At 71.4% G+C, this 18,210-nt stretch carries 17 protein-coding genes and 1 riboswitch; of the genes, 11 read left to right on the plus strand and 6 right to left on the minus strand.

Translation table 11 applies throughout. The annotated features are described in order from the left end of the window. The first annotated feature begins 63 nt into the window (after positions 1–63). The 5 genes from ACZ7LE_RS00855 to ACZ7LE_RS00875 all read left to right on the plus strand — a co-directional run bounded on the left by ACZ7LE_RS00855 (position 64) and on the right by ACZ7LE_RS00875 (position 4,960). Positions 64–939, plus strand: a complete 876-nt coding sequence (locus ACZ7LE_RS00855) for a carbohydrate ABC transporter permease (protein ID WP_470401515.1) — start codon at positions 64–66, stop codon at positions 937–939. Continuing rightward, positions 939–1,862, plus strand: coding sequence for a carbohydrate ABC transporter permease (locus tag ACZ7LE_RS00860; protein ID WP_470401516.1), 924 nt, complete (start codon positions 939–941; stop codon positions 1,860–1,862). Before ACZ7LE_RS00855 ends, ACZ7LE_RS00860 begins: the two co-directional genes overlap by 1 nt. Positions 1,863–1,956: 94 nt before the next feature. After that, positions 1,957–2,073, plus strand: a riboswitch (SAM riboswitch). A gap of 4 nt (positions 2,074–2,077) precedes the next feature. Continuing rightward, a complete protein-coding gene (locus ACZ7LE_RS00865) occupies positions 2,078–3,022 on the plus strand; it encodes a methylenetetrahydrofolate reductase (RefSeq protein ID WP_470401517.1) in 945 nt (314 codons plus the stop codon). Positions 3,023–3,161: 139 nt separating this feature from the next. Next, on the plus strand, positions 3,162–3,617 hold the full coding sequence (locus ACZ7LE_RS00870) for an Hsp20/alpha crystallin family protein (protein ID WP_470401518.1): 456 nt from the start codon (positions 3,162–3,164) through the stop codon (positions 3,615–3,617). A 179-nt stretch (positions 3,618–3,796) separates the two neighbouring features. Continuing rightward, the gene (locus tag ACZ7LE_RS00875; protein ID WP_470401519.1) at positions 3,797–4,960 is read left to right on the plus strand and encodes a golvesin C-terminal-like domain-containing protein; all 1,164 of its coding nucleotides are present in this window, start codon (positions 3,797–3,799) and stop codon (positions 4,958–4,960) included. A 97-nt stretch (positions 4,961–5,057) separates the two neighbouring features. Here the strand turns inward: ACZ7LE_RS00875 and ACZ7LE_RS00880 are convergent, their stop codons facing one another. The 3 genes from ACZ7LE_RS00880 to ACZ7LE_RS00890 form a co-directional block, all read right to left on the minus strand. Further along, positions 5,058–5,699 (minus strand): lysophospholipid acyltransferase family protein, encoded by a 642-nt coding sequence (locus ACZ7LE_RS00880; protein WP_036958689.1) that lies wholly within the window; start codon positions 5,697–5,699, stop codon positions 5,058–5,060. Positions 5,700–5,851: 152 nt separating this feature from the next. Then, positions 5,852–7,726, minus strand: a complete 1,875-nt coding sequence (locus ACZ7LE_RS00885) for a glycoside hydrolase family 2 protein (RefSeq protein ID WP_470401520.1) — start codon at positions 7,724–7,726, stop codon at positions 5,852–5,854. Positions 7,727–7,890: 164 nt separating this feature from the next. Then, entirely contained in the window at positions 7,891–8,928 is a 1,038-nt protein-coding gene (locus ACZ7LE_RS00890; protein WP_470401521.1) for a LacI family DNA-binding transcriptional regulator, read from the minus strand. Positions 8,929–9,134: 206 nt separating this feature from the next. Here ACZ7LE_RS00890 and ACZ7LE_RS00895 point away from each other — a divergent pair, with 206 nt between their 5' ends. The 4 genes from ACZ7LE_RS00895 to ACZ7LE_RS00910 are packed head-to-tail and all read left to right on the plus strand — an operon-like array spanning position 9,135 to position 13,471. Continuing rightward, positions 9,135–10,433: an extracellular solute-binding protein gene (locus tag ACZ7LE_RS00895; RefSeq protein WP_470401522.1), complete on the plus strand. Its 1,299-nt coding sequence runs from the start codon at positions 9,135–9,137 to the stop codon at positions 10,431–10,433. 14 nt (positions 10,434–10,447) lie between these two features. Beyond that, positions 10,448–11,422, plus strand: a complete 975-nt coding sequence (locus tag ACZ7LE_RS00900; RefSeq protein ID WP_470401523.1) for a carbohydrate ABC transporter permease — start codon at positions 10,448–10,450, stop codon at positions 11,420–11,422. A gap of 1 nt (position 11,423) precedes the next feature. Further along, positions 11,424–12,335 (plus strand): carbohydrate ABC transporter permease, encoded by a 912-nt coding sequence (locus ACZ7LE_RS00905; protein WP_470401524.1) that lies wholly within the window; start codon positions 11,424–11,426, stop codon positions 12,333–12,335. Between the two features lie 17 nt (positions 12,336–12,352). Further along, positions 12,353–13,471, plus strand: a complete 1,119-nt coding sequence (locus tag ACZ7LE_RS00910; protein WP_470401525.1) for an App1 family protein — start codon at positions 12,353–12,355, stop codon at positions 13,469–13,471. Between the two features lie 60 nt (positions 13,472–13,531). Here ACZ7LE_RS00910 and ACZ7LE_RS00915 read toward each other — a convergent pair whose 3' ends face one another. After that, complete coding sequence (locus ACZ7LE_RS00915) at positions 13,532–14,806, minus strand: NYN domain-containing protein (RefSeq protein ID WP_470401526.1); 1,275 nt, start codon at positions 14,804–14,806, stop codon at positions 13,532–13,534. Between the two features lie 149 nt (positions 14,807–14,955). Between ACZ7LE_RS00915 and ACZ7LE_RS00920 the strand changes: the two genes are divergently transcribed. Then, entirely contained in the window at positions 14,956–15,576 is a 621-nt protein-coding gene (locus tag ACZ7LE_RS00920; protein ID WP_470401527.1) for a TetR/AcrR family transcriptional regulator, read from the plus strand. A gap of 52 nt (positions 15,577–15,628) precedes the next feature. After that, positions 15,629–16,501, plus strand: a complete 873-nt coding sequence (locus ACZ7LE_RS00925; protein WP_470401528.1) for an LLM class F420-dependent oxidoreductase — start codon at positions 15,629–15,631, stop codon at positions 16,499–16,501. A gap of 3 nt (positions 16,502–16,504) precedes the next feature. Here the strand turns inward: ACZ7LE_RS00925 and ACZ7LE_RS00930 are convergent, their stop codons facing one another. After that, on the minus strand, positions 16,505–17,146 hold the full coding sequence (locus ACZ7LE_RS00930) for a DNA-3-methyladenine glycosylase I (protein WP_470401529.1): 642 nt from the start codon (positions 17,144–17,146) through the stop codon (positions 16,505–16,507). Between the two features lie 120 nt (positions 17,147–17,266). After that, entirely contained in the window at positions 17,267–18,115 is an 849-nt protein-coding gene (locus ACZ7LE_RS00935; RefSeq protein ID WP_470401530.1) for a TetR/AcrR family transcriptional regulator, read from the minus strand. Between the last annotated feature and the right edge of the window lie 95 nt (positions 18,116–18,210).

Below are 18,210 nucleotides of genomic sequence, written 5' to 3' on the forward strand. Positions count from 1 at the left end.
CCGACCGCCGTGCCCGGCACGGCTGACCACACGCAACGCCGAACCGAAAGCACGGGGAACTTGGTGAAGGACCTGTTGAAGGCCCTGCCGTGGATCGGGCCCGCGGTCGCACTCATTGCGGCCGTGGTCCTGTTCCCGGTCGGCCTGATGTTCTGGAACTCGACACGCGACATCAGCCAGAGCGGCGTGGACGACGGGGGAGTGGGCCTCGCGAACTTCGCGACGGTGATCGGCTTCCAGTACTTCTGGCCCATCCTCGGCCGCACGGTCGTGTGGGTCGTCGTGGTCGTCGCCTGCACCCTGATCGGGTCGCTGGCGCTCGCGGCGCTGCTGAACAAGGCGTTCCCCGGCCGCCGGCTGGTGCGGATGGCCGTCATCGTGCCGTGGGCCTCCAGCGTGGTCATGACGACGCTGGTGGTGCACTACGGCCTGGAGCCGTACTTCGGCATCATCAATTCGTTCCTCGTGGACGTCGGCCTGATCAGCACGCCGGAGGGCTACGGCTGGACCCGGCATCCCGGCACCGCGTTCGCGTGGGCGATGGCGGTCGCCGTGTTCGTCTCGCTGCCGTTCACCACCTACACGGTGCTCGCCGGGCTCCAGACGGTGCCCGGCGAGACCGTGGAGGCCGCGCGGATCGACGGCGCCAGCGGGTTCCGCACCTACTTCAGCGTGGTGCTGCCGCAGCTGCGGGGCGCGATCTCGGTGGCGGTGCTCATCAACATCATCAACGTGTTCAACTCGCTGCCGATCCTGCGCGTCATGACGGGGTCCATCCCCGGCTACGACGCGGACACCGTCATGACCATGATCTTCAAGTACATGCAGAACCAGCGGCAGATCGACCTGGCCAGCGCGCTGTCCGTCATCGCGTTCCTGGTGGTCATCGCCATCGTCGCCGTCTACGTGCGGGTCGTCCGCCCCCTGGAGGAGGTCTGATGACCGCGATCACGGACTCGGGGACCACCGCGCGCAGCGCGGCCCGGCCGCCGTCGGACAACCGGCGGCGGGTGCGGAAGTACACGACGGACCAGGTGCCGCTCGGGTCGCTGCTGCTCCGGCTGCTCGCCGGGCTCGTGGTGCTCGTGGTCTTCCTGCTGCCGTACCTGATCATGTTCTTCGGCTCCGTGAAGACCAAGGCCGAGATCAGGTCGGTCGACCCCACCTACTTCCCCACCGAGTGGCACTGGGACAACTACGTCACGATGTGGTCCACGCCCGAGACGCCGCTGGCGCAGAACCTGATCTCCACCCTGGTGATCTCGCTGTGCGCCACGCTGCTCGTGCTGGCCGTGGCGCTGCCCGCCGCCTACTACACGGCGCGGTTCCGGTTCACGGGCCGGCTCTTCTTCCTGTTCCTCGTGATCGTGACCCAGATGGTGCAGCCCGCGGTGCTGACGTCGGGCCTGTTCCGGCAGTTCATCGCCATCGGGATCCTCGACACGTGGGTCGCGATGATCCTGGTGAACGCCGCGTTCAACCTGTCGTTCGCGGTCTGGATCATGCACAGCTTCTTCGCGGGCATCCCGAAGGAGGTCGACGAGGCGGCGCAGCTCGACGGCGCCGGCACGTTCGCCGTCCTGACCAAGATCAACCTGCCGCTCGTCTGGCCGGGCATCGTGACGGCGGTGGTGTTCACGTTCGTCGCGTCCTGGAACGAGTTCGCGGCCTCGCTGGTGCTGCTGACGACGGCGGGCAACCAGCCGCTGTCCGTGGCGCTCACCAAGTTCGTGGGCCAGTACGAGACGTCCTGGCAGTACGTGTTCGGGGTGTCCGTCGTGGCGATCGTGCCCGTGGTGATCCTGTTCATGATCATCGAGAAGCGCCTGGTGGGCGGCCTGGTGGCCGGGTCGGTGAAGTAGCGGGCAGGCCCGGTCCACACACCGTGGACCGGGCCGTCTCGACCTCCGGACGAATTCTGTCCCAGTGCTGGACGGTCGCTTAGCATGGTGGCGAACCCCATCCAGAGCGGTCGAGAGTCCTGGCTCCCTGACACCGCAGCAACCTGCCGACCTTCCGCCGCGTCGCCGCGGCGCGAGGGACGCAAGGTGCTCACGCCAGGTTCGATGGAGCAGCCATGGTCGCCGAGGTACACCCGCACCGCCCCACGGTGTCGTTCGAGCTGATGCCCCCGCGTCGGCCGAACGCCGCGCCCAACTTCTGGGAGACGGCGCAGCGGCTCGTGGCGGCCCGCCCGGACTTCGTCTCCGTGACGTACGGGGCGGCCGGCGGCGACCGGGCCACCGCGCGCGAGGTGCTCGCCACCCTGCTGCGTGGCACGCCCGTGCTGCCCGTGGCCCACCTGACCTGCGTGGGCGCCTCGCGCGAGGACGTGTCCGCGGTGATCGAGGAGTTCCTCGAGGCCGGCGTGCGGTCCTTCCTCGCCCTGCGCGGCGACCCGCCGCGCGACGAGCCGGACTGGCGCCCGCCGGCCGACGGCGTGCGCTCCAGCGTGGACCTCGTGCGACTCCTGCGGCAGGTGGACGAACGGCGGTGCGCCGCCGACGTCAGCACGGCGCTGCGCTCGGCCGCCCGGCCGCTGGCCATCGCCGTCGCCACGTTCCCGGACGGCAACCCGGGGGCCGGCACCACGCGCGAGCAGGAGGTGCGCCGGCTGCTGGAGAAGCAGGAGGCGGGCGCGAGCTTCGCGATCACCCAGTTCTTCTACCGCGCGGACTCGTACACGGGGTTCGTCGAGGCGGCCCGGGCGGAGGGCGTGACCATCCCGATCCTCGCCGGGATCCTGCCCACCACGGAGGCCCGCCGACTGCGCCGCGTCCAGGAGCTCACCGGGGTGGCGGCGCCCGCGGAGCTCCTGCGCGACCTCGACCGGCTCACCGCCCCCGACGGCGCCGTCGACCCCGAGGCCCAGCACGCGCACGGCATCGAGTACTCCGCGGCGCTCGCGCGCGAGGTGCTCGACGCCGGTACGCCCGGCCTGCACGTGTACACGTTCAACAAGCATCGCCCCGCCCTGGACCTGCTGGACCGGGTGGGCCTGACGGGCCGCGCCGCCGCCTGACGGATCGCCGGCACGGGGGTTGGCACTCTCGGGTGTCGAGTGCCAGAATTGGAGGGTAGCCAGGCGGCGGCCAGGGCCGTCGCCGATCGCTGCGGCCCTGGAGGGGCCAGGGCCGTGTCGTCGTAGGAGGTGATGCGCGATGGCTACCTACTGGGACCCGTTCCAGGAGATGGACCGGATGTTCAGCACGATGGCCGGCAACGCACGGCAGTCCGGTGCCATGCCGATGGACCTGTTCCGCACCGGTGACCACTACGTCCTCTCGATGGACCTGCCCGGTGTCGACCCCGGCACGATCGACGTCTCGGTTGAGGACCGGACGCTCACGGTCCGTGCGGAGCGCACGCAGCGCTCGGACGACGGCGCACAGTGGCTCGTGCGCGAGCGGCCGACAGGCACGTTCGCCCGGCAGCTCACCGTGGGCCGCGGTCTCGCCCTCGACAGGATCGAGGCGTCGTACGCCGACGGCGTGCTCGCGCTGACGATCCCGGTCAGCGAGGAGGCGAAGCCGCGCAAGATCGACGTGGCGCACTCGGCCGGGTCGACGCCGATCGGCCAGGGCTCGTCCGAGGGTCGCCAGACCATCGAGCAGTAGCTGTTCGAGCCTGTCAGACGCCCAGGTCACTCGGGTGGCCTGGGCGTCTGACTGTTCGGGGCACGGGCATCGTGCGCGCGGTATAGCCCGGATGTGATGTACCCGGGCGTCGTGGCGTCGGCCGATACTACGGATGAAATCGGCACGTACCAGCGCGACCGACCCGTGGAGGCCCCACCGTGCACGACCACGACCACAGCTCCACCGACCACCTCTCGCTCGACCGGCGTGACCTGCTGCGCGGCGCCGTCGTCCTCGGCATCGGTGCCGCCGGCGCGACGACCGCCGCGCCCGCCGTCGCCGCTCCCGGAGCCCCGCCGTCCCTGGCCCCCGACCCCGAGGCGCCCGCCGACGCGCCGCCCGGCGCCGCGGCCGGGGTCGAGGTGGCCGCGCCGGCCATCGCGAGCTGCGCCACCTGGGGCGCCGCGGCGGCCCGCGGGACCATCGACACCGTCTCGACCAACCCGAACAAGATCCTGATCCACCACACGGCGTCGGCCAACGTGACCGACTACTCCCAGGCCGCCGGGTACCAGATCGCCCGCGACATCCAGCAGTGGCACTTCGCCAACGGCTGGGTGGACACCGGGCAGCACCTCACGGTGAGCCGCGGCGGGTACGTCATGGAGGGCCGGCACGGATCGCTGTCGCGGCTGCAGAACGGCAGCGGCACGGTCGTGGGCGCGCACGCGCCCGGGCAGAACAGCCAGGCCATCGGCATCGAGAACCAGGGCACCTACACGAGTGCCACGCCGCCGGCGCAGCTCTGGAGCCGGCTGGTCGAGCTGTGCGCCTACATCTGCGACCAGTACGGCATCGCGCCCACCCAGATCTACGGGCACCGGGACTACACGGCGACGGCCTGCCCGGGCGACGTCCTGTACTCGATGCTGCCGCAGCTCCGGTCCGAGGTCGCGGCAGCCCTGGCGGGCACGAGCTGGTCGGTGATCGTGGACAACACCTCGGCGGGCTTCTCCGCCGGCTCCTCCTGGCTGACGTCGTCCTTCTCGGCCGAGCGGTACGGCGCCGACTACCGCTACGCGACACCGGCGGAGGTCAGCGACCTGGCGACGTACTCGGCCACGATCCCGTCGAGCGGCTCGTACCGGGTGGAGGCGTGGTTCCCGGGGATCGCCGGCTACAACACGTCGACGCCGTTCATCGTCTACACCGGAACCGGCTCGTCGACCATCCGCGTGGACCAGTCCGCTGCGGGCGGTGCGTGGCTCTCGCTCGGCACCTACGCGATGACGGCGGGCACCCGCACGGTGGTCGCCGTCAGCCGCTGGACCCAGGGCACGGCGTACGTCGTGGCCGACGCGATCCGCATCACCCGCCTCTGACCCACCCCGCCGAGGTAGAACCCTGGCGAGGTAGAACCGCAGCGGGGTTCTACCTCGCCAGGGTTCTATCTCGGCAACAAGGAGTGCCGCGCCGCGCTCAGTCCGCGCGCTCCTGCCCGCTCATCGCCTGGATGGACTGCATGACCTGCTCGGTCAGCTCGCGTCGCGCCTGCGCGGGCTTGGTGCCGGCCGCGATCTGGCGCGAGGGGTCGATCGGCGTGCCGAAGTGCAGCTCGACCCGGGCGAACCGCGGCATCTTGCCGATGGGCTTCACCTTGTCCGTGCCGAGCAGTGCCACCGGGACCACGGGGGCCTTGCCGGTCAGGGCGAGCCAGGCGACGCCGGTGTGCCCCTTGTGCAGCTTGCCGTCCCGGGAGCGGGTGCCCTCGGGGTAGATGCCGAACGCGCCGCCGCGCTGCAGCACCGCGAGGGCGTCCTCCAGGGAGCGCTGCCCGGCGCGCGGGTCGTCCCGCTGCACCGGGATGTCGCCCATCTTGGTGAAGAACCAGCGGGACAGGCGGCCCTTGATGCCCTTGCCGGTCCAGTACTCGGCCTTGGCGAGGAACGCGACGTGCCGCGGAGCCATGATCGGGATCAGCAGCGAGTCGATGAACGACAGGTGGTTGCTCGCGAGGATCACGGCGCCACGCTTCGGGATGTTCTGCAGCCCAGTCACGCGCGGGCGCAGGAGCACGAGCACGAGGATCGAGAGGATGAGCTTGAGGAACCGGTACGTCACCGGCCTATTGTGCACCCCCCAAGCGTCGCTGTGGGTGGGGTGTTATGTGGTGAAAAAGACTAAAGAGACCTACAAGGTGCACAGTCCGGTAGACGTGTCAGACGTACAGGTCACCCGGGTGACCTGTACGTCTGACACGGGGAGGGGCGAGGTCAGGAGGCCTCGTCGGTGCCCTTCTCGAACGCCGCGGGGCGCACCTGCACGGCGCGGACGCGGTCGACGTCGAGCTTGACGCTCCGGTCGAACCGGTAGATGCCGTTCTCCTCCTGGAACACGTCGGTGAGCTGCGTGTAGCAGTAGCCGAACATCAGCGGGTCGTCGAGCAGCGGGTCCGTGAGACCGGCGAACCGGGTGTGGAACTCCTCCTCGTCCACGACGCGCTGGCCGTAGCCCCACGAGTCGGGTGAGTTGCCCGACGCGCTGGCCGCCGTCTCCGGGTTCCACCAGATGCCGCCGTACTCGCTGACGAAGTAGGGCTGCCCGTTGTACGGCTGGGAGATCGGCGTGCCGTTGTCCCGCTCGTTGCCGTAGGGCTTGCCGTCGGCCAGGCCGCCGACCAGCTCGGTGAACTTGGCCGGGTCCTGCTCGTACAGGTGCGAGTCCCAGACATCCGTCTCGGGCACGCGGTGCGAGTAGCCGCTGGCGTCGAGCACCGGTCGCGAGGGGTCCGCCACCTTGGTGGCGAGCCACATGGCGCGCGTCACGTCGTCGAGCTGCGTGATGCGGTCGTGCAGGTCCTGGTGCGTCTCGTTGAGCGGGCACCAGCCGATGATCGACGGGTGGTTGTGGTCCCGCTGCAGCGCCTCCAGCCACTCGGCGACGAACGACGTCGTCTGCCGCTGGCCGTCCTGCGGGGTGCCGTAGCCGCTGACGCCCCAGTCGCCGAACTCGCCCCACACGAGGTAGCCGAGCCGGTCCGCGTGGAACAGGTAGCGCTCCTCGAAGACCTTCTGGTGCAGGCGGGCGCCGTTGAAGCCCGCCTCCAGGCCCAGCTCGATGTCGCGCACCAGCGCGGCGTCGGACGGCGCCGTCATGAGCGACTCCGGCCAGTAGCCCTGGTCCAGCACGAGCCGCTGGAAGACGTGCTCGCCGTTGATCTTGATCGCCTGGCCGTCGATCGAGACGGACCGCAGGCCCGCGTACGAGCGCACCGTGTCCACGACGGCGCCGGCGGCGTCCCGCAGCTCGATGTCCACCCCGTACAGGTGCGGGTCCTCCGTGCCCCAGGTGCGCACGCGGTCCGCCGGGACGACGACGCGCAGCGCGGGCGCCAGATCGAGGTCGGCGCGCGCGGTGGCGCTCGCGACCTCGCCGTCGGCGTCGGTCACCGTGACGGAGACCGTGTGGCCCCGGCGGTTGGCCGAGAGCGGCACGACGACGTCGAACGCGGAGCTCGACAGGTCGGGCGTGATCCGCGGGCGGCGCACGTGCGTCGCCGGCACGGGCTCCAGCCACACCGTCTGCCAGATCCCCGTGGTGCGCGTGTAGTTGCACTCGAAGTTGGCGTACCGGTTGGACTGCTTGCCGCGGGCTTGCGGCCCGTGGCGCGTGTCCCGGGCCCGGACGACGACGGTGACCGTGTCACCGGGGGCGGCGATGCCGTGCAGGTCGGCCACGAACGGGGTGAACCCGCCGCGGTGCCGCACGACCTCGGTGCCGTCGACCCACACGGTCGCGTCATGGTCCACGGCCCCGAAGTGCAGCAGCACGTGGGGGTCGTCGCCGACGGCGGACCAGTCCGCGGGCACGGTGATCTCCCGGCGGTACCAGACCGCCTCGAGGAAGTCGGTGTTCTCGATCCCGGAGAGCTCGGACTCCGGGGCGAAGGGCACGGTGATCTCGTCCTGGAGCGGCCGCTCGACAAGACCCCGCTCGAGACCGGAGTCACCCGGATCGATCTCGAACTGCCAGGATCCGTTGAGGTTGAGCCAGTGGTCCCGGACCATCTGGGGCCGCGGGTACTCGGGGCGCGGGACGGCGGTCGCCGTTGGCGCCCCTTCGGGCGAGAAGCGGTCGAGGAAAGTCATCAGCTGCTCCATTGCGTCTACGACAGGTGCGCGGCGATTCAACACGTCTTCCGACCAGAATGCAACGTTGTATCACTGGCCTCACCCGGCGACGGCGGCCGGACGGGTCCGTCGGCGGCCGGTCGGCCGGCCCGCCGCGGGCCCGCGCCGAGGCCGTCACCTGGTCAGACGCGGCTGCTCTCGCGGACCAGCAGGCGGTACGGCACGACCTCGTCGACCGGGTCGACGCCGGGCTTCTCGAGCTGGGCGATGATGCGGTCCACCGCGGTCTCCGCGATGGCGCGCAGGTCCGGCGCCACGGTCGTCAGCGTCGGGTTCGAGAACCGGCCGTCCTCGGTGTTGTCCCAGCCGGTCACCGCCACGTCGTCGGGCACCCGCACACCGTTGAGGCGCAGCGCGTGCAGCGCGCCGAGGGCGAGCTCGTCGTTGGCGCACACGATCCCGTCGATCTGGTCGATCCGGGGCAGCACCGACTCGATCGTGGCGGCGCCGGACGGCCGGGAGAACTGCGGGCACTGGAGCACCCAGCGCTCGTCGACCTCCAGCCCGGCCGCCGCGTGGGCGTCGAAGAAGCCCTGCACGCGCTGCGCCCCGGTCCGGCCGGCGCCGCGCGGCTCGGCGCCGAGGAAGGCCAGCCGGCGCCGCCCCGTGTCGAGCAGGTGCGTGGTGACCTGCGCCGCGGCGTCGACGTTGTCGATGCTCACGTGGTCCGTGCGCCGCTCGCGCGTCGGGTCCGGGTCGGCCCGCTCGCCCAGCAGCACCAGGGGCACGGGCCCGCGGACCTCGTCGATCTCGGCCGGGGTCAGCTCCAGCGGCGAGAAGATGATGCCGTCGATCGCCTGGACGTCGAAGCCGCGCGCCACCTCCAGCTCGGTGTCGCGCGAGGACCTGGTCTCCTCGATGAGCACGCGGTAGCCGCGGGCGCTCCCCACGTCGATCACCTCGTGCGCCAGCACCGAGAAGTACGGCGCGTGCACCCAGGGCACCGCGAGCGCGAGCGTGTTGGTGCGGCCCCGCCGGAGCTGCCGGCCGGCCAGGTTGGGCCGGTAGCCCAGCTCGGCGATCACCGCCTCCACCCGGGCCCGCGTCACGTCCCCCACCCGGCCCGTGTCGTTGACGACGTTGGAGACGGTCTTCCACGAGACGCCCGCCGCCGCGGCCACCTCCTTGATCCCTACCCGTCGACCCGCTTGCTCGGCCAAGCCTTCACTTCCTTCCACCATGTGCCCTCTTGACTGGACGCCCGTCCTAGTCCATCGTGATCCAACGTTGGAGCGCAACGTTGCACCATTGGAGGTCGATGATGACCGTAGTACGAGGACGTGGCATCCCGGGCCAAGGAAGCCCCGAGGCTGCGTCGAGAGCCCGCAGTCTCGTGGGTAGTTCCGGAGGGCTGAGCAGGCGAGATGTGCTCCGCGCGGCCCTGATCGGGGCCGGCGGGGTCGCGCTCGGTGGCGCGCTCGCGGGCTGCGCCACCCCCAGCGCCGCCGGCGCGGGCAAGACCTCGGTGATGGTCTGGGACCTCTTCTCCGGCGGTGACGGCGCCCTCATGCAGGAGATGGCGGGTGTGGTCGCCGCGGCCAACCCGGACATCGCCGTCGAGACCACGACCCTCGCCTGGGGGCCGCCGTACTACACGAAGCTGGCGATGGCCTCGTCCGGCGGTCGACCGCCGGAGGCCGCCGTCATGCACATGTCCCGGCTGGCCGGGTATGCGCCGGGCGGGCTCCTGGAGCCGTTCGACCTCGACGCGCTCGCCGAGCTGGGGATCACCGAGGCCGACTTCGCTCCGGCGGTGTGGCAGAAGGCCCAGTTCGAGGGGCAGCTCTACGCCCTGCCGCTGGACACGCACCCGTACATCGCGTTCCACAACCCCGACATCGTCCAGCAGGCCGGCCTCGCCGGGCCGGACGGCAAGCTGGACCTGTCCGCCGTCGCCGGGGCCGACCGCTTCCTGGAAGCCGGGCGAGCCATGGCCGAGGTCACGGGCGAGACCGGGGTCAGCTGGGGCTACCAGCGCGACCCCGCCGGCTGCTGGCGCATGTTCTGGGGCCTGTACTCCCAGAACGGCGGCGACTACGAGCTCACGCCGGGCCGCCCTGCTGCGCTCGACGAGGAGGCCGCCACCGAGGTCTTCGAGTTCCTGCAGGCGATGGTCGACGGCAAGGTCGCCGCGAAGAACCAGGACGGCAACGCCGCGTCCGGCCGCTTCATGTCGAACCGCACCGGGCTGATGTTCGCCGGCGAGTGGGACCTGCCGATGTTCCAGGGTGCGAACCCCGACGTCGGTGCCACGCAGTTCCCGGCGATCTTCGACACCCCGGCCAACTACGCCGACTCGCACGCGTTCGTGCTGCCCAAGCAGGGCACGCCGAACCCCGCCAAGCGCGAGGCGACCTACCGCGTGCTCGCGGGCCTCCTCAAGGAGGGCCTGACCTGGGCCTCGGCCGGCCACATCCCGGCCTACCAGCCCATCGTCAAGGAGCCCGCCTACCAGGAGCTCACCCCGCAGCGCGACTACGCGCCCGCGGCCGAGGTCGCCGTCTTCGACCCCGACGCCTGGTTCACCGGCGGCGGCAGCGACTTCCAGACGCGCATGGCCGACGCCATGACGGACACCCTGGCCGGCAAGGCCCCGGCGCGCACCGCCGTGACCCGCATGCTGAGCGAGATGGACCGGTTCCTCTCCCAGCCCAACCCCGCCTGATCGAGAGGACGACGATGACTGTCTCGAACGCCGGCGTCACGGCGCCCCCCGGGCGGGCCCTGCCCGACTCGCGGAAATCCTCCGGCCGTTCCGGGTCCGGTACCCGCACCGCCTCGACCGGCAAGTCCCTGCGTGAGCGGGACAAGTCCGGCTACCTCTTCGTCGCGCCGTTCGCGGTGGCGACCGGCCTGTTCCTGCTGCTGCCGACGCTGTACGGCCTGTGGATGAGCTTCACGAACCAGAGCCTCACGGGCACCGGCTCCGAGTTCATCGGCTTCGCCAACTACGCCGAGGCCTTCAGTGACCCCCAGGTCTGGCAGACGCTGTGGCACACCGTCTGGTTCACGGTGCTCAGCACCGTCCCGCTGGTGGTCGTCGCCCTGGTGATGGCGCTGCTCGTGCACACGGGCCTGCCCGGCCAGTGGGTGTGGCGCATGTCGTTCTTCGCGCCGTACCTGCTGACGAGCGCCGTCGTGTCCGCGCTGAGCAGCTGGCTGTTCCAGCCCGACATCGGCCTGCTCGACACGTGGTTCGCCGCGCTCGGGCTCCAGCCCGTGGGCTGGCTCACCGACGAGAACGTGGCGATGTTCTCCATCGCCGCCGTCACCGTCTGGTGGACCGTCGGGTTCAACTTCCTGCTCTACCTGGCCGCCCTGCAGGGGATCCCCCAGCAGCAGTACGAGGCCGCGACGATCGACGGCGCGGGCGGCTGGCGCCGGCTCTTCTCCATCACCCTGCCGCAGCTGCGCAACATCACCGGCGTCATCGTGGTGCTGCAGCTCCTCGCGTCGCTCAAGGTGTTCGACCAGATCTACCTGCTCACCGCGGGCGGCCCGAACGGGAGCACGCGGCCGATCCTGGAGTACGTCTACGACACCGGCTTCACCAACTACCGGCTCGGGTACGCCTCCGCGATCTCGTACGTGTTCTTCGCCCTGATTCTCGTGTTCGCACTGGTGCGGCTCCTGCCGTCCAGGAAGGAGGCCTGACGTGTCCGTCGCCGAACTGGTCGCCGACCGCCGGACCAAGGCGCAGCTGGAGCGCGCCGAGAACCGGGCCCTCACCAAGCTGACGATCGGGCCCTCGCCCTGGGTGCGTGTCGCCTCCCTGGCCGCCCTCGTCGTCCTCGCCGCCCTCTGGCTGCTCCCCGTGGCCTGGGGTGCGGTCACCAGCTTCAAGCACGAGGCCGAGGCGGCGCTGCCGGCGTCGTGGTGGCCCACCATGGGCTGGACGCTCGACGCCTACCAGCAGGTGCTCAGCAACAGCGACCTGCTGATCTGGATGTGGAACAGCCTCGTCGTCGCCGGGCTGGTCACCCTCCTGACCGTGCTGATCTCCGCGATGGCCGCCTTCGCGTTCTCGCAGACGGTGTTCAAGGGCCGGAGACTGCTCCAGTGGCTCACGATCGCGTCGATCATGATGCCCGGCCAGATCCTCATCGTGCCGCTGTTCCGGCAGATGCAGGTCATGGGCCTCGTGGACACGTTCGCGGGCATCGTCCTTCCGCAGGTCGTGGCGCCCGTGATGGTGTTCATCCTCAAGCGGTTCTTCGACGCCATCCCGAGCGAGCTGCTCGATGCCGCCCGCATCGACGGGGCGGGCACCTGGCGGCTGTTCTGGACCATCGTCCTGCCGCTCTCGCGGTCGATCCTCGTGGCCGTGGCGATCTTCGTGTTCATCGGCGCCTGGAACAACTTCCTGTGGCCGTTCATCGTCACCACCGACCCGCAGTTCATGACGCTGCCCGTCGGCCTGTCCACCGTGAAGAACGCCTACGGCGTGCAGTACGCGCAGAACATGGCCTCCGCGATGATCGCGGCGCTGCCCCTGCTCGTGGTGTTCATGCTGTTCCAGCGCCGCATCGTCCAGGGTGTCGCGACCACGGGCATGGGCGGTCAGTAGTAGGCAACAATCGGGTGATGGCCACTCCGACCCCGCACCCGTCGCAGCGCCCGCACCTCGCCGCGGTCGTGGAGGACCACCTCTACGCCGCGGCGGGGTGGGTGCTCGTCCGCGCGGGCTGGCGTCCCCGTCTGGAGGCCTACGCCGGGTACGGCACGCCGGACCGGGTCCGGGTGCTCGCCCGCGTGGTGCTCTCACCGCGGCGGCCCGGCACCCCGAACCGTGACGCCCTCCGGGCCGGCCGGCGCGGGTTCCGGCACTTCCTCACCGTGCCCGCGCCCCACCGCCGGGTGCGGCTCCAGGTGGGCGGCGGTTCCTCCGAGGTGACGAGTGACCGGGCCGGCTACGTCGACGTCGAGCACCCCACGGACGCCCCGCTGTCCGACGGCTGGCACACGGCCCTGCTGACCTGCCTCGACGGGCCGGAACCGGCCGAGGCCGAGGCCCCGCTCCGGGTGCTCGACGAGCGCCCGCGGACCGGCGTGGTCAGCGACATCGACGACACGACGATGGTCACCGCCGTGCCCCGGCCGCTGCTCGCGGCGTGGAACACGTTCGTGCGGCACTCCAGCGCGCGACGCGCCGTGCCGGGCATGCCCGAGCTGTACCGGACGCTCCAGCGGGCGCACCCCGACGCGCCGTTCTTCTACCTCTCGACCGGTGCCTGGAACACCGCGGGCACCCTGCGCGCGTTCCTCTCGCGGCACGCCTACCCGCCGGGCCCGCTGCTCCTCACCGACTGGGGGCCGACGCTCACCGGGTGGTTCCGCAGCGGCCAGGCCCACAAGCGGGCCAGCCTCGACCTGCTCATGTCGTGGTTCCCGCACGTGCGCTGGGTGCTCATCGGCGACGACGGCCAGCACGACGTCGAGATCTACGAGGACGTCGCACGCCGTCGCCCCGACCGGGTGCGGGTCGTCGCGATCCGGCAGCTCACCGGCGGGCAGCAGGTGCTCGCCGGGAACGCCCCGCACGTGGGGAACGGTTCGCACGCCGGCCCGACGACGGCGGCCCTCGCCGGTGAGCGGGTGCCGACCGCCGAGCGGGTGCCGACCGTCGCGGGCCGGGACGGGGACGAGCTCGCCGACCGTCTCGCGTCCGTCCCGGGTGTCCTCGACGACCGGGACGCGGACTAGGCCCCGCTCCGGGCTGCTCGGGAGCCGCCCGAGCGGCTGCCCGAGCCCCGTGGGTTCCGGTCAGGAGGAGGCGGTCACCAGGTAGTCGTCCGCGTCGTCGTCCCAGGCCAGGGACACCGTGCCCGCGGTCTCCGCCGCCTTCGCGAACTGGAGGAACCCGCGGAAGCCGAGCGCCTTCTCGGAGAAGTCCGGGCGCCGCTTGCGCACGGCGTTCTTCAGCCCCGACAGGGCCGCCGAGCCGTTCGACTCCTGCACCACGTCACGCAGCAGCGCGAACGCTGCGTCGGTGTCGCCCTGCTCCGGCAGTGAGACCTCGGGGTCGCCCGCGGACGGGCCCGGGGCCAGCTCGACGAACCCGCGGTCCGCGAGGAACCGCAGGAACTCGCCGAACGTGCGGAAGCCGTAGTCCGACTCGCTGAACGTGGCGTCCTTGCGCAGCAGCGTCCGCTTGAGGGCGGACGCGGTGACGGGGCCGCTGGTCGAGGACTGGAGGTCGCCGAGGGTCTGTGCCACACGCACCTCCATGGGCACGTCGTCCGCCGCCGGGGCGTCGTCCTGCTCGGCGACGTCGACGTCCGGCTCGGCCTCGGGCGCGACGTCCACGGGGGCCGGCGCGGGCTCCGCCTTCTTGCGCCGGCGGGTAGTCGCGGGCTTCGCCTCGGGTTCGGCCGGCGTCTCGGGCTCGGCCGCGGCCTCGGGCGACGTCGTTCCGGCGACGGCCTCCGCGACCGCCTCGGCGGCCTTCGCGCGGCGCGAGGCGGCGGGCGCCTTCTGCGCGGCGGCGCGTTCCGTCGTGCTCGTCTTGCGGGTGCGCGAGCCGCGCTTCGGGGCGGGGGCGCCCTGGTCCTCGTCGGGCACCTCGACGCCCTCGAGCCGGTCGTAGAAGAGGAACTCGTCGCACGCGGCCGGCAGCAGGCGCGACGTCGACTTCTCGACGCCCACGCCGATGACGCGCTTGTTCAGCTCGCGCAGCTTGTGGACGAGCGGCGAGAAGTCGCTGTCGCCCGTGCACATGACGAACGTGGAGATGTAGTCGCGCTCGAAGGCCATCTCGATGGCGTCGACCACCATCTTGATGTCGGCGGCGTTCTTGCGGGAGGCCCCCATGCGCTGCGTCATCTCGATGAGCTCGACCTGGTGGCGCGTGAGCATGCGCCGGTCCTCGTCGAAGTACGACCAGTCGGCGTACGCCCGGCGCGCGACCACCCGGCCGCGCACGGCGAGCGCGTCGGCGATCGGGCCGAAGTCGAACTGCATCCCGCCCAGGTGCTCCCGGGCGCCGAGCGCCAGGTTCTCGTAGTCGATGAAGACTGCCAGGCGTTCCTCTTGGTCCATGCCCGCCACTCTAGGGGGTTACCGGCGCGGGAGGTGGCGCAGCCGCACCGGGCCGCCGCTCCGCAGGGCGAAATGAAGAGCGGGTGAAATATGCCGTGTCGAGGACGCCCGATCGGCCCGAAAGTTCACCCGTTGCCTAGGATCGGGCCATGGCCGAGGCGACCGCCGCGAACGACGACGACCCGATCTCCAACCGGAGTCGGATCATCGGTGCTGCCGCGCGTCTGACCTGTGCGGACGGCTGGTCCAAGGTGACGATGGGCCGCCTCGCGACCGAGGCCGGCGTGAGCCGCCAGACGGTCTACAACGCCGTCGGCAGCCGCGACGACCTGGCCGAGGCGATGGTGCTCACCGAGTCGGCGCAGTTCATCTTCCGGATCGTCGAGGCCTTCGACCGGCACCCCGGCGACCTGCTGCCCGCGATCCGCGACGCGGTGGAGAGCACGCTCACGTTCGCCGAGGGGAACGCGCTGCTGCGCGCGGTGGTCTCGGCGACCCACGGCGCCGACACCGAGCTGCTGCCGCTGCTCACCACGCACTCGGAGGCCCTGCTCGGCACCGTCAAGGTGGTCGTCCAGGACCGGGTGGACCAGTACGAGATCGATCTGGGTCCGGAGCGGATCGCGGCGGTCATCGACATCGTGGTGCGGTCCGCGCTGAGCCACGTCATGCAGCCGACGGCGTCCCCGCGGGAGACGGCCGAGTCGATCACCTGGCTCGTGGCGTGCGTCCTCGGCCGTGCGGACGAGCTGGCCCCCACCGGCGTCTGACCGCTCCACGCCCCGCGCTTGACGCCCCGCGTCGGCGGAGGAGGATCGAGGCATGCGAATCGGCACCCACTTCATGCGTTTCGACTCGATGGAGCCCGCCCGGATGCGGACCGAGCTGGCGGACGCCGCCCGGTATGCCGACGACGGCGGCGTCTCGTGGATCTCGGTGATGGACCACTACTTCCAGATGGAGCACCAGGGGTTCCCGGCGTCGGACCCGATGCTGGAGGCGTACACGACGCTGGGCTACCTGGCCGGCGTGACCGAGCGGGCGCAGCTCGGCGCCCTGGTCACCGGCGTCACGTACCGGTACCCCGGTCTGCTGGCCAAGATCGTGGCGTCGCTCGACGTGGTCTCGGGCGGGCGCGCCACCTACGGCATCGGCGCCGCCTGGTACGACAAGGAGCACGCGGGGCTCGGCGTGCCGTTCCCGCCGGTCAAGGAGCGGTTCGAGATGCTCGAGGAGACCGTTCGGATCGCCCGACAGATGTACGACCCGGAGGAGAACGGCCCGTTCGAGGGCAAGCACTTCCAGCTGGCCGAGACGCTGTGCTCGCCGCCGCCGCTGTCGGGTCCGGAGATCATGATCGGCGGTTCCGGCGAGCGGAAGACCCTCCGGCTCGTGGCGCAGTACGCGGACGCGTGCAACCTGTTCGCCGAGACGCCGGAACGGCTGCGCCACCTGCTCGACGTGCTGCACCGGCACTGCGACGACGTCGGGCGCGACCCCGCCGGCATCCGCATCACGATGCTGCACCGCGGGCGGCCGATCGGCCCGGACGACACCGCCGCCTTCGTCGAGGAGATGCGGGGCTTCGCCGGCCACGGCGTGGACACCGTGATCCTGCGGCCGCCGGGCACGTCGCTCGCCGCGTGGGTGCGCGACGCCGTGCTCCCCGTCGTGGAGCCCTGCGCCGACCTGTGACCCTCAGCCGGCCGACCCGGCGTCCCCGGCACGTGCCCGGCCGAGCACCACCGGGCACGTCGCCAGGTGGTCGTCCACCAGGCCGCACGCCTGCATGGCCGCGTACGCCGTGGTGGGGCCGACGAACCGGAAACCCTCCTTCTTGAGCGCCTTGCTCAGGGCCTTGGACTCCGCCGTCCACGCGGGGACGTCGCCGAACGTGGCGTGCCGCACCTGGAGGGCCGGGTCCGGGACGAACGACCAGATCAGCTCGTCGAGCGTGCGCCCGGAGTCGTGCAGCGCGACCACCGCGCGTGCGTTGTCGACGGTGGCCTCGATCTTCATGCGGTTCCGGATGATGCGGGCGTCGCCGAGCAGGCGCTCGACGTCGTCCGGTCCGAACGCCGCGACGCGCTCCGGGTCGAAGCCGTCGAAGACCTCGCGGAACGCCGGGCGCTTGCGCAGCACGGTGATCCAGGAGAGCCCGGACTGGAAGCCCTCCAGGGCGATCCGCTCCAGCAGGGCGGCCTCGCCGTGCACGGGTACGCCCCACTCGTCGTCGTGGTAAGCGGAGTAGAGCGGGTCGCCGTCGCCGAAGCAGCGCACTGCCGGGGCGGCGCCGTCGTCCGCCGCCGTCCTGATCTCTGTCACGTGGTCACTGGTCACGGCACCACTCTGTCTCACGTCGCCGACCCTCCGCACCGGCCGGCCGTCTGACTGTGCACGACGTCCGAAATCCGCTGCCTGTGGTCGCGCCAGGACCGTTGCAGTCCCGTGCCGAGGGTCTCAGGAGGCGGCGTCGCCGATCGCGCCCCGGCGTCGGAGGTAGGCCTCGATCCCGTCGAGCACCACGGTGATGCCGAACGAGATGTCGTCGTCGGCGGGCGACGCGATCGCCGTCCCGGGCGACGAGGTGAACGCGGCGAACAGGTTCGGGTACGTCGCCGGACCTGCGTACCGGCCGAGCACCGTCTCGAAGTCCGCATAGGGGTTGGCCGCCTCGATCGCGGCCGGGTCGAGCTCGGCCTCGGGGGTGTCGTCGGGCACCCCGGCGTCGTGCCGCACCTTCTGCGCGGCGGCGCGGTGGGTCTCGACGTGCACGCGGGCCTCGCCCAGGACGTGCTGGGCGAGCAGGCCGACGATGCCCAGCTTCTCGTCGGCCGGCAGGTCGACGTCCTGAAGTACGCCGAAGGCCTGGTCGATCCAGCGCACCCGGTTGGGACCGGGCGGAGTGGCCGACAGCGGCAGTTCCAGCATCCACCGCCGGGTCAGGGCCATGTCGATCTGGGCCCGGGTCCAGGCCTCCAGCCCGGCACGCCAGCCGGTGTCCGCCGGGACGTCGGGCAGGTCGGCCGCGACGGCGTCCGACATGAGGATCAGCAGCTCGTCCTTGCCGGACACGTGCCGGTACAGAGCCATCGGCGTGTAGCCGACGGCCTCGGCGACCCGGGCCATCGAGACGGCGGCGAGGCCCTCGGCGTCGGCCAGGGCCATGGCGGCCTGCACGATCTGCGCGACGGACAGCGCGGGCTTGGGCCCGCGGCGCCGCGGCGCCGCGTCCCCCCACAGGCGCTGCACGACGACGGGCAGCTCCTGGGCCTGCCCGGCGGCTTCGGACGTGTTGTCGGTGTGCATCGGCTCATCCTCCCCTGCCGCGTCGCGAGATCCGACCCGAAACTCTCTTGACCGCATACTGTTTACGCTCCACACTAAAACGCGTAGGTCATAAA

It is taken from the genome of Promicromonospora sp. NPDC110617 (genome assembly GCF_055598465.1).

Coding starts and splice junctions, on each gene's coding strand:
- ACZ7LE_RS00865 (WP_470401517.1), top strand. CDS start 2,078: ATGGTCGCCGAGGTACACCCGCACCGCCCCACGGTGTCGTTCGAGCTG.
- ACZ7LE_RS00885 (WP_470401520.1), bottom strand. CDS start 7,726: ATGACTTTCCTCGACCGCTTCTCGCCCGAAGGGGCGCCAACGGCGACC.
- ACZ7LE_RS00900 (WP_470401523.1), top strand. CDS start 10,448: ATGACTGTCTCGAACGCCGGCGTCACGGCGCCCCCCGGGCGGGCCCTG.
- ACZ7LE_RS00870 (WP_470401518.1), top strand. CDS start 3,162: ATGGCTACCTACTGGGACCCGTTCCAGGAGATGGACCGGATGTTCAGC.
- ACZ7LE_RS00920 (WP_470401527.1), top strand. CDS start 14,956: ATGGCCGAGGCGACCGCCGCGAACGACGACGACCCGATCTCCAACCGG.
- ACZ7LE_RS00935 (WP_470401530.1), bottom strand. CDS start 18,115: ATGCACACCGACAACACGTCCGAAGCCGCCGGGCAGGCCCAGGAGCTG.
- ACZ7LE_RS00925 (WP_470401528.1), top strand. CDS start 15,629: ATGCGAATCGGCACCCACTTCATGCGTTTCGACTCGATGGAGCCCGCC.
- ACZ7LE_RS00860 (WP_470401516.1), top strand. CDS start 939: ATGACCGCGATCACGGACTCGGGGACCACCGCGCGCAGCGCGGCCCGG.
- ACZ7LE_RS00915 (WP_470401526.1), bottom strand. CDS start 14,806: ATGGACCAAGAGGAACGCCTGGCAGTCTTCATCGACTACGAGAACCTG.
- ACZ7LE_RS00910 (WP_470401525.1), top strand. CDS start 12,353: ATGGCCACTCCGACCCCGCACCCGTCGCAGCGCCCGCACCTCGCCGCG.